This is a genomic window from Streptomyces sp. KL116D (genome assembly GCF_030766975.1).
GTDB lineage: Bacteria > Actinomycetota > Actinomycetes > Streptomycetales > Streptomycetaceae > Streptomyces > Streptomyces longispororuber_A.
This window is the reverse complement of sequence record NZ_JASERH010000043.1, coordinates 37,455-50,772: the sequence shown is the minus strand read 5'-3', so window position 1 is coordinate 50,772 and position 13,318 is coordinate 37,455. Positions and strand designations below refer to the sequence as shown.

Below are 13,318 nucleotides of genomic sequence, written 5' to 3'. Positions count from 1 at the left end.
GACGTGCCCCCGACCGCAACCGAGGCCCCCCTTCTCCCGAAGGCACGCCGCAGCCGCCCGGCCCCGGGCACCGCGATCACCGGCATCCGCACCCGCGTCACCCGCTCCCTGCGGCGAGCGGCCCCCGCCCTGGTCGCGTACACGGCCGTGCGCGTCTTCGCCCTGCTCGTCCTCGGCGTCTGGGCCCACAAGGAGGGCCACGGCATCTGGCCGACGCTGGCCGCCGACTGGGACTCCAAGTGGTACCTGGGCATCGCCGACCACGGCTACGAGCGCACCCTCGGCACCGAGTACGACGCGAACAACCTCGCGTTCTTCCCGCTCTACCCGGTCCTGGTGAAGGCGCTGGCCGCCGTCACCCCGGGTTCGCGCGCGACCGTCGGCCTGCTGTCCGCCATGGCCTGCTCGTTCGTCGCCGCGTGGGGCGTCTTCGCGGTCGGCGACCGGCTGCACGGCCGCCGGGTGGGCATCCTCCTCACGTTCCTGTGGGCGTGCCTGCCGGTGGGCCTGGTCCAGTGGATGGGCTACACCGAGTCGCTGTTCACGGCGTTCGTCGCCTGGTCCCTGTACGCCGTGCTGACCGGCCGCTGGGTGTGGGCGGGCACCCTCGCCGCGCTCTCCGGCCTGACCCGGCCGACCGGCATCGCGCTCGCGGCGGCGGTCGGCCTGTGCGGGCTGTTCGCGCTGCGCCGCCGGTTCTCCCGGCGGGTCCTCACGGGCGTGCTGCTCGCGCCGCTCGGCTGGCTCGCGTACGTGGGGTGGGTGGGGCTCAGACTCGGCCGCTGGGACGGCTACTTCGCCGTGCAGCGGCTCTGGCACAACGAGCTCGACGGGGGCGTCGAGACGCTGCGCCGGATGCGGGAGTTCCTCGCGTACGACTCCACGCCCGAGCTCTTCCTGGTGATGGTGACGGTGACGCTGCTCGCGTCGGTGGTGCTGTACGGCCTGTCCGTCCTGGACCGCCAGCCGCTGCCGCTGCTGATCTTCACCGGGGTGCTGCTGGCGATCGTGCTCGGCAGCGGCGGCGTCTACTTCTCGCGGGCCCGGTTCCTGCTGCCCGGCTTCCCGCTGCTGCTGCCGGTGGCGCTGGCGCTGGCCCGGACGTCCCGGCGGTTCCTCGTCATCGGGGTGACCGGGGCGGTGCTCTGCGCGGCGTACTGCGGCGCGTACATGGTGCTGGTGTGGCCGAGCGCCCCGTGAGGGCGGACGCTCTCAGCCCAGCAGCAGGAGGACGAGCAGGAGCACGCCGCCCGCGACGGCCGGGGCGATGATCTCGTACGCCCAGCGGACCGTCGGCTCGCCCTGCGACGTCGCCGCCGCGGCGCGGGCCTCGTACAGCTCGCGCAGCTCCTGCATGGCCTGGTCGGACGAGGGGCCGGGCGACGGGGCGGAGGGCGTGGCCGAGGGGTTGCGGGCCTGCCGGGTCTCGGCCCGCATCTGGCTGCGCTGCGCCTTGCGGCGGGCGCGCAGGGAGACCGGGATCGACCAGAGCTGGTACTTGGTGCCGGCCTGGTCGAACACCTCGTTGGAGTAGCTGGACCGGAAGTCCGCGACCGCCGCCCAGGGCAGCGTGATCAGGCGGAACGGGTTGCGGACGCGGAGCCGGTCGTCGTTGCCGAAGACGGCGGGGCGGATCGTGAACGCGACGACCAGCGGCACGGCGAAGAGCAGTCCGGCGAGCGCCAGCCACGGGGTGCGGCCCTCGCCGCTGAGCACCGCGTCGGCGCCGAGCCAGGCGCCCAGGGCGAGCAGCACGACGCCGCCCGCGATGCCGGCGGGTGACCGGTAGATGCGGTCCGGGGACGTGGTTTCGCTCGTCATGGCCCCGATTCTGCCTGACGCTGCGCTGACTCGAGCGGGGGGCCTCGCGGGCGGGTGCGGCCCGGTGGGGCTTCTCGCGCAGTTCCCCGCGCCCCTGGAAGGCATGCGCTGCGCGCAGCCTTCCCCCGCCGGGGAGATGCCACCCGAAGGGTGCGCATCTCAGGGGCGCGGGGAACTGCGCGAGAAGCCCCACCGGCCGGCAGCCGAGGTCGGGTTTCAAGGGGCGCGGGGAACGGCGCGACCAGCCCCCACCGGAACCGCAACAGCGCCCCCACCCCCACCCCGCCCCCTGTACAGCCGCTACGCGCGTAGATATGCTCCCCTCGTGACCATGCCCACTGCATTCGCTGACGTGACCGCGTCCGACAGCACGCTCCGCCGCTTCCTCCACGGGCTGCCCGGCGTCGACGCGGTCGGCCTGGAGGCGCGCGCCGCCTCGCTCGGTACCCGCTCGATCAAGACCACGGCGAAGGCGTACGCCATCGACCTGGCCATCTCGATGATCGACCTGACGACGCTGGAGGGCGCCGACACCCCGGGCAAGGTCCGGGCGCTCGGCGCGAAGGCCGTCAACCCCGACCCGACCGACCGCGGCACCCCGCGCACCGCCGCCGTCTGCGTCTATCCGGACATGGTCGCCACGGCCAAGGAGGCCGTCGCAGGCAGCGGCGTGAAGGTCGCCTCCGTGGCCACCGCCTTCCCGGCGGGCCGCGCCGCCATCGACGTGAAGCTCGGCGACGTGCGCGAGGCCGTGGCCGCGGGCGCGGACGAGATCGACATGGTGATCGACCGCGGAGCCTTCCTCTCCGGCGACTACCTGACGGTCTTCGAGCAGATCCGCGCCGTGAAGGAGGCCTGCGGCGCCGCCCGCCTCAAGGTCATCTTCGAGACCGGCGAGCTGTCGACGTACGACAACATCAAGCGCGCCAGCTGGATCGGAATGATCGCGGGCGCCGACTTCATCAAGACCTCGACCGGCAAGGTCGGCGTCAACGCGACGCCGGCGAACACGCTCCTGATGCTGGAGGCCGTCCGCGACTTCCGTGCGCAGACGGGGGTACAGATCGGGGTGAAGCCCGCGGGCGGCATCCGCACGGCCAAGGACGCGGTGAAGTTCCTCGTCCTGGTCAACGAGACGGCGGGGCCCGACTGGCTGGACAACCACTGGTTCCGGTTCGGCGCCTCCTCGCTCCTCAACGACCTGCTGATGCAGCGCCAGAAGCTGGCCACCGGCCGCTACTCCGGTCCCGACTACGTGACGGTGGACTGACACCCATGACCATGGACAAGCAGACTTCTGTGTTCGAGTACGCACCGGCGCCCGAGTCCCGGTCGGTCGTCGACATCGCCCCGTCGTACGGGCTGTTCATCGACGGCGAGTTCACCGACGCCGCCGACGGCAAGGTCTTCAAGACCGTCTCGCCGTCCACCGAGGAGGTCCTCTCCGAGGTCGCGCAGGCCGGTGAGGCCGACGTCGAGCGTGCCGTGCAGGCGGCCCGCAAGGCGTTCGCGAAGTGGTCGGCGCTGCCGGGCGCGGAGCGCGGCAAGTACCTGTTCCGCATCGCGCGGATCATCCAGGAGCGCAGCCGCGAGCTGGCCGTCCTGGAGACGCTCGACAACGGCAAGCCGATCAGGGAGACCCGCGACGCGGACCTCCCGCTGGTCGCCGCGCACTTCTTCTACTACGCCGGCTGGGCGGACAAGCTCGACCACGCCGGTTTCGGCCCCGCCCCGAAGCCGCTGGGCGTGGCCGGCCAGGTCATCCCGTGGAACTTCCCGCTGCTGATGCTGGCGTGGAAGATCGCCCCGGCGCTCGCCACGGGCAACACGGTCGTCCTCAAGCCCGCCGAGACGACGCCGCTGTCGGCGCTGTTCTTCGCGGACGTCTGCCGCCAGGCGGGCCTGCCCAAGGGCGTCGTCAACATCCTTCCCGGGTACGGGGACGCGGGCGCGGCCCTGGTCGCCCACCCGGACGTGAACAAGGTGGCCTTCACCGGTTCCACGGCCGTCGGCAAGCAGATCGCCCGGACCGTCGCGGGCACGGACAAGAAGCTCACGCTGGAGCTCGGCGGCAAGGGCGCGAACATCGTCTTCGACGACGCCCCGATCGACCAGGCCGTCGAGGGCATCGTCACGGGCATCTTCTTCAACCAGGGCCAGGTCTGCTGCGCGGGTTCGCGCCTCCTCGTCCAGGAGTCGGTCCAGGAGGAGGTGCTCGACCGCCTCAAGTCCCGGCTGTCGACGCTGCGGCTCGGCGACCCGCTCGACAAGAACACCGACATCGGCGCGATCAACTCGGCCGAGCAGCTGGCCCGGATCACCGCGCTCGCCGAGACCGGCGAGGCGGAGGGCGCCGAGCGCTGGTCCGCGCCGTGCGAACTCCCCTCCTCCGGCTACTGGTTCGCGCCGACGCTCTTCACGAACGTCACGCAGGCGCACACCGTCGCCCGGGACGAGATCTTCGGCCCGGTGCTCTCGGTCCTGACCTTCCGCACCCCCGAGGAGGCGGTGGCGAAGGCCAACAACACGCAGTACGGGCTCTCGGCCGGCATCTGGACCGAGAAGGGTTCGCGGATCCTGGCCGTGGCGAACAGGCTGCGGGCCGGGGTCGTCTGGGCCAACACGTTCAACAAGTTCGACCCGACCTCGCCGTTCGGCGGCTACAAGGAGTCGGGCTTCGGCCGCGAGGGCGGCCGCCACGGTCTGGAGGCCTACCTCGATGTCTGAGAAGTCCGAGCAGCAGCGCCTCAGCGTCTTCAAGACCTACAAGCTGTACGTGGGCGGGAAGTTCCCGCGTTCCGAGAGCGGCCGGGTGTACGCAGTGCAGGACAGCAAGGGGAAGTGGCTCGCCAACGCGCCGCTCTCGTCCCGCAAGGACGGCCGTGACGCCGTCGTCGCCGCGCGCAAGGCGTTCGGCGGCTGGTCGGGCGCGACCGCGTACAACCGCGGGCAGGTCCTGTACCGCGTGGCCGAGATGCTGGAGGGCCGCCGCGACCAGTTCGTGCGCGAGGTCGCCGAGGCGGAGGGCCTGAGCAAGTCGAAGGCCGCGGCCGTCGTCGACGCGGCGATCGACCGCTGGGTCTGGTACGCGGGCTGGACCGACAAGATCGGCCAGGTCGTGGGCGGGGCGAACCCGGTCGCGGGCCCCTTCCTCAATCTCTCGACCCCCGAGCCGACGGGCGTGGTCGCGGTCGTCGCCCCGCAGGAGTCGTCGTTCCTCGGCCTGGTCTCGGTGATCGCCCCGGTCATCGCGACCGGCAACACGGTGGTCGTGATCGCCGGCGAGGCGTCCCCGCTGCCCGCGCTCTCCCTCGGCGAGGTGCTCGCCACCTCGGACGTGCCGGGCGGCGTCGTGAACGTCCTGTCCGGCAAGGCGTCGGAGATCGCCCCGTCGCTCGCCGCGCACCAGGACGTGAACGGGATCGACCTCACCGGCGCCGAGCCGGCCCTCGCCAAGGAGCTGGAGATCGCCGCCGCGGACAACCTGAAGCGGGTGCGCCGTCCCCAGCCTGTGGAGGACTTCACGGCGGACCCGGGCACGGACCGGCTGACGTACTTCCTGGAGACGAAGACCGTCTGGCACCCGACGGGTTCGCTGGGCGCGTCCGGCTCCTCGTACTAGCGGCCCTCCCGACGCACGGACCTCGCGCGGCGTCCCGGATCGCTCAGATCCCGAGGCGCCGCGCGACGCCGTCCAGGACGCAGTCGAGTCCGAACTCGAACTCCCAGGCGGGGTCGTCCTTGCGGGTCGCGCTGTACGCGTAGGCGCGGTAGATCGGGTAACGGCCGCTGTCCAGCAGGTAGTTCATCTGCGGGGCGAGCCCCTCGCGGGTCTCGTCGCCGCTGCCCCAGCCGTGCTCCGCCATGAACCGGGCGAGCGCCACCTCGGACTGCGTCGCGCCGTGGACGTACGCGGCGACGGCGCGGAACGCCGCCATCATCGTGTCGGCGTCGAGCCCCAGGCCGTCGAGCGCCGCCAACTGCCGCTCGGCGACGGCCATCCGGGTCGGCGTGAGCACGAAGAGCGGGGCCGGGAGCTGCGCCATCCAGGGGTGGGCCAGCGTCGTGGCGCGAGTGCGCACGGCGTAGGCCCGCAGCACCTCGCGCCAGCCCGTCACGTCGTCGGGGATCGCCAGCTCGCCCGAGACCCGGTCCACCATCAGCGCCAGCAGGTCCTCCTTGCCGTCCACGTGGCGGTACGCGGCCATGGGCGCGACGCCGAGCTCGGTGGCGATGCGGCGCATGGTGACGGCCGCGAACCCCTCCGCGTCGGCCACCGCGACGGCGACCTCGGCGATCCGCCGCGGCGTGAGCGCGGCGCGCGGCGCCGCCGGCCGCTCCAGCCGCTCCCACAGGGAGGGCTCCGGCCCCGGCTTCTTCTTCGCGACCACTGACGGCCCCCTTCTCCTGCGGCGTTCCCGGACAGACGTAGGTGTACATCGTATCCACAGTGGACGCCGTACACATCGATGTGTACGTTGTACGCATCGAAGATACGCCGTACACAAACAGGTGTCACAGGCGTTCGTCACCAGGGGGTCCCCATGTCCGTATCGCCCACATCTCCCGCATCACCCACATCAGCCACAGCGCCCGCCGCATCCGCCACGTCCACCGCCCCTCCGCTCCGCGTCGCCGTCCTCGTCGGCTCCACCCGCGAGGGCCGCTTCGCGCCCGTCGTCACGCGGTGGCTCAGCGGCCACCTCGGACAGCGCGCCGACCTGCGCAGCGACATCGTCGACCTCGCCGAGACCCCGCTGCCGACCGTGCTGCCCGCCTTCGGCCAGGAACCGCCGCCCGGGACCAAGGAGGCGCTCGCGACGGTGACACCGCGCCTCGCCGCGGCGGACGCGTTCGTCTTCGTCACGCCCGAGTACAACCACAGCTTCCCGGCGGCCCTGAAGAACGCGATCGACTGGCACAACACGGAGTGGCACGGCAAGCCGATCGCCTTCGTCTCGTACGGGGGCCTGTCCGGCGGCCTGCGCGCGGTCGAGCAACTCCGGGTCGTGATGGCCGAGTTGAACGCCACGACGATCCGCAACACGGTCAGCTTCCACAACGCCTACGGATCGTTCGACGCGGACGGCCGCGTCGACGACCCGGCGGTGGACGCCGCCGCGAAGGCGATGCTCGACCAGCTGACCTGGTGGGCGCACGCCCTGCGCAACGCCAAGTCCGTCAGCCCGTACGCGAGTTGAGGACCTTCATGACGACACCCGTGGAGTCCCGGCCGGCCGCCGCCACGGCGCCGCCCTCCCGGCTGGTGATCGCGGGCCTGCTGCTCGGCATCGTGCTGGCCACCCTCGACGGCACGGTCGTCGGCACGGCGCTGCCGGTCATCGTCGAGGACCTGGGCGGCGTCACCCAGCTGTCCTGGGTGGTGACCGCGTACCTCCTGACCACCGCCGTCAGCACTCCCCTGTGGGGCAAGGCCGGCGACCTCTACGGCCGCAAGGGCAGCTACCTCACCTCGATCACTGTCTTCCTCGCCGGCTCCGTCCTGTGCGGACTCGCCCAGGACATGGGGCAGTTGATCGCCTTCCGCGCCCTGCAGGGGATCGGCGCGGGCGGCCTGTTCGTGGGCGCGCTCTCGCTCATCGGGACGCTGCTGAGCCCCGCGGAGGCCGGCCGCTCCCAGTCGGTCATCGGCGTCCTGCTGCCCGCAGCCATGATCGGCGGCCCGCTCGTCGGCGGCTTCCTCACGGACCAGCTGGACTGGCGCTGGGTGTTCTACGTCAACGTCCCCGTCGGCGCCGTGGCGCTCCTGGTCATCGGCGCGGGGGTGCGGGTGCGCACCGAACGGGTGCGGGCTCGCGTCGACCTCGCGGGCGCCGCACTGCTCACCGCGGCGATCCTCGCCCTGACCCTGCTCGCGAGCTGGGCGGGCCCGACGTACGCGTGGACCTCACCGCAGATCGCGGCCCTCGCGGCCGTCTCGGCGGCGGCCGTCGCGGCGTTCGTGCGGGTGGAGCGGCGGGCGGCCGAGCCGGTGATCCCGCCCCGCCTGTTCCGCGACCGGAACTTCACGGTCGCGCAGGTCCTGAGCTTCGTCGCCGGCGCGGCGATGCTGGCCGCCGCCAGCTACCTGCCGCAGTACATGCAGCTGGTCCGGGGCAGGACGTCGACACAGAGCGGGCTGCTCCTGCTGCCGCTGATGCTCGGCATGATGGGCGCGCAGCTGACGATCGGGCGCCGGGTGTCCGCGGGCGGCCGCTACCGCGCCTATCCGATCGCGGGCGGCACCCTGGCCACGCTCGGCGCGCTCGCCCTGCTGCTGCTCGGCACCGGGACCCCGGTCTGGGCGGCGTCCGGCCTGACCCTGCTGCTCGGCGCGGGCATCGGCTGTCAGCTGCAGCCCGCGATGCTGATCACCATGAACAGCGCGGACCCCCGCGACATCGGGGCCGCCGGCGGTACGCAGACGCTGCTGCGGACGACCGGGGGCTCGCTCGGGGTGGCGGTGCTCGGATCGGTGTTCGCGAGCCGGGTCGGGGCGGGCCTCACGCCGGCCGGTGTCGTCGACGGGACGCACGGGGTGGCGCTGGGGACGGCGGCGTTGTGCGCGGTCGGGTTCGCGGTGGCGTGGGCGGTGCGCGAGGTGCCGCTGCGGACGCGCGCCGCGCAGCCGTCCGCCCCGGGCACCGCCGACGCCTGACGCACCCCGGTCAGCCCGGCAGCAGCCCCGTCGCGGGCCCGACCAGCGGCAGTTCGCTCAGCGAGCTGCCCGAGGTCACCGGGCCCGTCACGGCCGCCGTGCTGACCGGCTTGAAGTCGGCGACCTGCGTGCCGATGGCGTTGTCCAGCGGGTCGACGCCGGTGCCGGCCAGCGGGTCGAGCTTCAGGTCCTTCACGGGCGCGAGGCCGTATCCGGCCGAGGTGCCCACCGCCTGCGTCAGGGCCTGGACCGGGGTGCCCGGGTCCGCCCCCGCTCCTGGCGCGGCGCTCGCGGCGGCGCCGCCCGCGGCGACGGCCGCACCGGCGGCTGCCACGGTGAGGCCCGCGCGCAGCAGCGTACGGCGGGTGCTGGAAGGGGACGTGCGGACTGCGTGTCGCGCCATGATGGTTCCGCCTGAGCCTCTCGAAACGGTGATGCGGGTAATCGCGTGGCCACACAGCGTAGTTGACGTGGCTCGTGCCACAACGTCACCACGCGGGGTCGGCGCCGGGCCCCGGATGCCTCACACTGGTCTCTCGTGAGTTCGCATCCTCCGATACCGACCCGGGTCGTCCTGCTGACCGGGCCCTCCGGCTCCGGCAAGTCGTCGTTCGCGGCCCGCTCCGGGCTGCCCGTGCTCTGCCTCGACGACTTCTACAAGGAGGCCGGCGACCCCACGCTGCCGCTGGTGCCGGGCAGTTCGGACATCGACTGGGACTCCCCGGCCTCCTGGGACGCCGACGTGGCGGTCGCCGCGATCGTCGCGCTCTGCGAGAAGGGGCGCACGAACATCCCCGTGTACGACATCTCGACCAGCTCGCGGGTGGGTGCGGAGACGCTCGACATCGAGCGCACGCCGCTGTTCCTCGCCGAGGGGATCTTCGCGGCGGACATCGTGGAGCGCTGCCGTGATCTCGGGGTGCTGGCCGACGCGCTGTGCCTGCGCGGCCGCCCCTCGACGACCTTCCGTCGCCGGCTGCTGCGGGATCTGCGGGAGGGCCGCAAGTCGGTTCCGTTCCTGCTGCGGCGCGGCTGGCGCCTGATGCGGGCCGAACGGTCCATCGTGGCCCGGCAGGTCTCGCTCGGCGCGTACGCGTGCGGCCGGGACGAGGCACTGGGCCGCGTGGCCGCGGCAGCCGCCGGCCGCGTCCACACCCGAACGTAACCGTTCCCCTCGGCCTACCGGTCCGACCTTCCGTGGGTATCTGCGGGTACGTGGGGCTTCTCGCGCAGTTCCCCGCGCCCCTGGAAGGCATGCGCTGCGCGCAGCCTTCTCCCCCGGGGGGAGATGCCGCACGAAGTGCGCATCTCAGGGGCGCGGGGAACTGCGCGAGAAGCCCCACCGGGCCGCGGTCGAGAACACCCCGCAACCCGGCAGACGCCCAGGGGCGCGGGGAACTGCGCGAGCAACCCCCACCGGGCCCGCAGACGCCCACGCGAAGCGGGACCAGAAAGACCCCCCGGTTTTCTGGTCCCGCTCACTCCCCCCGCGGCGATCCCCCGTGATCCCCCCGGTACCTCCCCCGTAACGCCCCCCGTTACAGAACCCGCTCCCCCCGGGACGGGCTCCTCGCCTCAGGCCACCAGCTCGCCGAAGGACTCCTCCTGGTCCCGGCCGAAGCTCAGGACCTCGTCGTCGCGCAGCCGCCGCAGCGACCGCCAGATGCTGGACTTGACCGTGCCGACGCTGATGTCGAGGATCTCGGCGATCTCCGGGTCGGTGCGGCCCTCGTAGTAGCGCAGGACCAACATCGTGCGCTGCAGTTCGGGAAGGCGGGCCAGGGCCTGCCAGAGAACCGCCCGCAGCTCCGTACCCCGCATCGCGTCCGTGTCGCCCGCCGTCTCCGGCAGCTCCTCGGTCGGGTACTCGTTCAGCTTGCGGCGGCGCCACGCGCTGATGTGCAGGTTCGTCATGGTGCGGCGGAGGTACCCCCCGACCGCCGCCTTGTCACTGATGCGGTCCCACGCCCGGTACGTCGAGAAGAGGGCGCTCTGGAGCAGGTCCTCGGCCTCGAAACGGTCACCGGTCAAGTGGTAGGCGGTTGCGTACAGGGAGGCGCGGCGCTCCTGGACGTAGGCCGTGAACTCGGCCTCCGACAAGGAAGTGCGACGCTGCTCCCCCGATTCCTCCCTGTACGCGGCTCCCCCGTGAGCTCCCCCGTCGGAAACCGCCTCGTGCGTGTCAACCACCGTCATGTACACGGTGTGCTGACGCCCGGTGCCGCGAGCGCACCCCCGCCCGCTCACGGCACCGGACTTCTCGGACCGGTTCGCTACGACGTCGTGCAGACGCGTGACAACTGCGCTTGAGGTGGTGCTGTGCAGCGTGTTCATCTCGCGCCCCCCGTCGTGGAGTCCGGTGCTTTTTCCGTCAGATCCTGCTGATCGCCGTGTTCGTTCCTTGCGATGTCCAAAAGCTTGCCCGGGCGACTTCATGACGGTGTCCGTCGACTGTCACAGACCTGTCACAGCGCCCGAGGTAGTGCGGGTCACGTGTGGGAGCGCTCCAGCGGTCGAACTAAGGGCCTCCTATGGGCCAGAATGGCGCTCGTGCCTTCCCTGTTGCTGATCGAGGACGACGACGCCATCCGCACGGCCCTGGAGCTGTCTCTTACGCGCCAGGGCCATCGGGTTGCCACCGCTGCCACCGGCGAGGACGGTCTGAAGCTGTTGCGCGAGCAGCGGCCGGATCTGATCGTGCTCGACGTGATGCTGCCCGGCATCGACGGGTTCGAGGTGTGCCGGCGCATCCGGCGCACGGACCAGTTGCCGATCATCCTGCTCACCGCGCGCAGCGATGACATCGATGTGGTGGTGGGCCTGGAGTCGGGGGCCGACGACTACGTCGTGAAGCCGGTGCAGGGGCGCGTCCTCGACGCCCGGATCCGGGCGGTGCTGCGGCGCGGCGAGCGGGAGGCCAACGACGCGGCGTCGTTCGGCTCGCTGGTCATCGACCGGGCCGCGATGACCGTCACCAAGAACGGCGAGGACCTCCAACTGACGCCCACCGAGCTGCGGTTGCTGCTCGAACTGAGCCGGCGTCCCGGGCAGGCTCTGTCGCGGCAGCAGCTGCTGCGGCTCGTGTGGGAGCACGACTACCTCGGTGACTCGCGGCTCGTCGACGCGTGTGTGCAGCGGCTGCGTGCCAAGGTCGAGGACGTGCCGTCGTCGCCGACCCTGATCCGTACCGTGCGCGGCGTGGGCTACCGGCTGGACACTCCTCAGTGACGGAGCCGCTCGACCAGCCGGCCGACAAGCCGCACGACAGGCCCGCCGACAAGCCCCGCGGCCCGGCCGCCGCGAAGAAGGCCATCCTGGCCGGTCTGCGCTTCACCAGCCTGCGGCTGCGGCTCGTCGCCGTCTTCGCCCTGGTCGCCCTGACGGCCGCGGTGTCCGCGTCCGGGATCGCGTACTGGCTCAACCGCGAGGCGGTCCTCACCCGCACCCAGGACTCCGCGCTCAGCGACTTCCAGCAGGAGATGCAGAACCGGGCGGCCGTGCTGCCCGAGCACCCCACGCAGGGCGAGCTGCAGCACGCGGCGAACCTGATGGCGAACAGCAGCCAGCACTTCAGCGTGCTGCTGATCGGCACGGACGAGAACGGCCGCCAGGTCGTGGGCAACTCGGACCTGGACGCGTTCACGCTCGCCGACGTGCCGGGGTCGCTGCGCAAGGCGGTGAACGAGAAGCAGACGATCACCGAGAACAACAAGCACCCGTACCACCTGTACTGGCAGCGGACCACGCAGGACGACACCCCGTACCTGGTGGGCGGCGCCAAGGTGGACGGCGGGCCGACCGGTTACATGCTGAAGTCGCTGGAGCCGGAGGCCAAGGACCTCAACTCCCTGGCCTGGTCGCTCGGCATCGCCACGGCGCTGGCGCTGATCGGCTCGGCGCTGCTCGCGCAGGCCGCGGCGACGACCGTGCTCAAGCCGGTGCACCGGCTCGGGGTCGCGGCCCGCCGGCTCGGCGAGGGCAAGCTCGACACCCGTCTACGCGTGTCCGGCACCGACGAACTCGCCGAACTGTCCCGGACGTTCAACGGCGCCGCGGCCAGCCTGGAGAAACGGGTCGCCGACATGCGGGCCCGCGACGAGGCGTCGCGCCGCTTCGTGGCCGACATGTCGCACGAGCTGCGCACCCCGCTCACCGCGATCACCGCGGTCACCGAGGTCCTGGAGGAGGAGCTCGACGCCGAGACCGGGTCCGTCGACCCGATGATCGAGCCCGCCGTACGCCTCGTCGTCAGCGAGACGCGACGGCTGAACGGCCTGGTCGAGAACCTGATGGAGGTCACCCGCTTCGACGCGGGCACCGCGCGGCTCGTCCTCGACGACGTCGACATCGCCGACCAGATCACCGCCTGCATCGACGCCCGGGCCTGGCTGGACGCCGTCGACCTCGACGCGGAGCGCGGCAACATGGCCCGTCTCGACCCGCGCCGGCTCGACGTCATCCTCGCCAACCTGATCGGCAACGCCCTCAAGCACGGCGGCTCGCCGGTGCGGGTCTCCGTGCGCACCGAGGGCGACGAGCTCGTCATCGACGTGCGCGACCACGGTCCCGGCATCCCCGAGGACGTCCTGCCGCACGTCTTCGACCGCTTCTACAAGGCGAGCGCGTCGCGTCCGCGGTCGGAGGGCAGCGGCCTCGGGCTCTCCATCGCCATGGAGAACGCGCACGTCCACGGCGGTGAGATCACCGCCGCCAACTCCCCCGACGGCGGCGCCGTGTTCACCCTGCGGCTGCCCCGCGACGCGTCGCCGCTGACCGAGACGCCCCCGGACGACGGTGACCACACCAAGGGATCACAGGAAGGCGGTGTCACCAAGTGAG

Annotated in this window: 13 protein-coding genes; 9 read left to right on the top strand and 4 right to left on the bottom strand. The window is 72.1% G+C overall.

All coding sequences use genetic code 11. The features are described from left to right. Positions 1–3: 3 nt before the first annotated feature. On the top strand, positions 4–1,200 hold the full coding sequence (locus RBJ77_RS17930) for a hypothetical protein (protein WP_372345952.1): 1,197 nt from the start codon (positions 4–6) through the stop codon (positions 1,198–1,200). A gap of 12 nt (positions 1,201–1,212) precedes the next feature. Here RBJ77_RS17930 and RBJ77_RS17925 read toward each other — a convergent pair whose 3' ends face one another. Continuing rightward, positions 1,213–1,821, bottom strand: coding sequence for a PH domain-containing protein (locus RBJ77_RS17925; protein ID WP_372345951.1), 609 nt, complete (start codon positions 1,819–1,821; stop codon positions 1,213–1,215). A gap of 331 nt (positions 1,822–2,152) precedes the next feature. On the opposite strand from RBJ77_RS17925, the gene deoC reads away from it, so the two are divergent. The 3 genes from deoC to RBJ77_RS17910 are packed head-to-tail and all read left to right on the top strand — an operon-like array spanning position 2,153 to position 5,443. Then, positions 2,153–3,091, top strand: coding sequence for a deoxyribose-phosphate aldolase (gene deoC, locus RBJ77_RS17920; protein ID WP_372345950.1), 939 nt, complete (start codon positions 2,153–2,155; stop codon positions 3,089–3,091). A 5-nt stretch (positions 3,092–3,096) separates the two neighbouring features. Next, complete coding sequence (locus RBJ77_RS17915) at positions 3,097–4,548, top strand: aldehyde dehydrogenase family protein (RefSeq protein ID WP_372345949.1); 1,452 nt, start codon at positions 3,097–3,099, stop codon at positions 4,546–4,548. Next, positions 4,541–5,443: an aldehyde dehydrogenase family protein gene (locus RBJ77_RS17910; RefSeq protein WP_372345948.1), complete on the top strand. Its 903-nt coding sequence runs from the start codon at positions 4,541–4,543 to the stop codon at positions 5,441–5,443. Before RBJ77_RS17915 ends, RBJ77_RS17910 begins: the two co-directional genes overlap by 8 nt. Before the next feature lie 43 nt (positions 5,444–5,486). Here RBJ77_RS17910 and RBJ77_RS17905 read toward each other — a convergent pair whose 3' ends face one another. After that, positions 5,487–6,212, bottom strand: coding sequence for a TetR/AcrR family transcriptional regulator (locus RBJ77_RS17905; RefSeq protein ID WP_372345947.1), 726 nt, complete (start codon positions 6,210–6,212; stop codon positions 5,487–5,489). A 153-nt stretch (positions 6,213–6,365) separates the two neighbouring features. Between RBJ77_RS17905 and RBJ77_RS17900 the strand changes: the two genes are divergently transcribed. Both RBJ77_RS17900 and RBJ77_RS17895 read left to right on the top strand, forming a co-directional pair. Beyond that, positions 6,366–7,022 carry an NADPH-dependent FMN reductase gene (locus tag RBJ77_RS17900; RefSeq protein WP_372345946.1) on the top strand — a complete coding sequence of 219 codons (657 nt, stop codon included), beginning with the start codon at positions 6,366–6,368 and terminating at the stop codon, positions 7,020–7,022. A gap of 8 nt (positions 7,023–7,030) precedes the next feature. After that, complete coding sequence (locus RBJ77_RS17895; RefSeq protein WP_372345945.1) at positions 7,031–8,479, top strand: DHA2 family efflux MFS transporter permease subunit; 1,449 nt, start codon at positions 7,031–7,033, stop codon at positions 8,477–8,479. 10 nt (positions 8,480–8,489) lie between these two features. Here the strand turns inward: RBJ77_RS17895 and RBJ77_RS17890 are convergent, their stop codons facing one another. Further along, positions 8,490–8,882 (bottom strand): hypothetical protein, encoded by a 393-nt coding sequence (locus tag RBJ77_RS17890; protein WP_372345944.1) that lies wholly within the window; start codon positions 8,880–8,882, stop codon positions 8,490–8,492. 135 nt (positions 8,883–9,017) lie between these two features. On the opposite strand from RBJ77_RS17890, the gene RBJ77_RS17885 reads away from it, so the two are divergent. Continuing rightward, on the top strand, positions 9,018–9,644 hold the full coding sequence (locus RBJ77_RS17885) for an ATP-binding protein (RefSeq protein ID WP_372345943.1): 627 nt from the start codon (positions 9,018–9,020) through the stop codon (positions 9,642–9,644). A 410-nt stretch (positions 9,645–10,054) separates the two neighbouring features. Here RBJ77_RS17885 and RBJ77_RS17880 read toward each other — a convergent pair whose 3' ends face one another. Beyond that, positions 10,055–10,813, bottom strand: coding sequence for a SigE family RNA polymerase sigma factor (locus RBJ77_RS17880; protein WP_372345942.1), 759 nt, complete (start codon positions 10,811–10,813; stop codon positions 10,055–10,057). Positions 10,814–11,029: 216 nt separating this feature from the next. Between RBJ77_RS17880 and afsQ1 the strand changes: the two genes are divergently transcribed. Beyond that, the gene (gene afsQ1, locus RBJ77_RS17875; protein ID WP_030682803.1) at positions 11,030–11,707 is read left to right on the top strand and encodes a two-component system response regulator AfsQ1; all 678 of its coding nucleotides are present in this window, start codon (positions 11,030–11,032) and stop codon (positions 11,705–11,707) included. Further along, a complete protein-coding gene (locus RBJ77_RS17870) occupies positions 11,704–13,317 on the top strand; it encodes an ATP-binding protein (protein WP_372345941.1) in 1,614 nt (537 codons plus the stop codon). Before afsQ1 ends, RBJ77_RS17870 begins: the two co-directional genes overlap by 4 nt. Position 13,318: the final 1 nt, after the last annotated feature.

Bases quoted from the DNA above. Each gene is read 5' to 3' on its own strand.
- RBJ77_RS17925 (WP_372345951.1), bottom strand. From the start codon at position 1,821: ATGACGAGCGAAACCACGTCCCCGGACCGCATCTACCGGTCACCCGCC.
- deoC (WP_372345950.1), top strand. From the start codon at position 2,153: ATGCCCACTGCATTCGCTGACGTGACCGCGTCCGACAGCACGCTCCGC.
- RBJ77_RS17915 (WP_372345949.1), top strand. From the start codon at position 3,097: ATGACCATGGACAAGCAGACTTCTGTGTTCGAGTACGCACCGGCGCCC.
- RBJ77_RS17910 (WP_372345948.1), top strand. From the start codon at position 4,541: ATGTCTGAGAAGTCCGAGCAGCAGCGCCTCAGCGTCTTCAAGACCTAC.
- RBJ77_RS17900 (WP_372345946.1), top strand. From the start codon at position 6,366: ATGTCCGTATCGCCCACATCTCCCGCATCACCCACATCAGCCACAGCG.
- RBJ77_RS17895 (WP_372345945.1), top strand. From the start codon at position 7,031: ATGACGACACCCGTGGAGTCCCGGCCGGCCGCCGCCACGGCGCCGCCC.
- RBJ77_RS17890 (WP_372345944.1), bottom strand. From the start codon at position 8,882: ATGGCGCGACACGCAGTCCGCACGTCCCCTTCCAGCACCCGCCGTACG.
- RBJ77_RS17880 (WP_372345942.1), bottom strand. From the start codon at position 10,813: ATGAACACGCTGCACAGCACCACCTCAAGCGCAGTTGTCACGCGTCTG.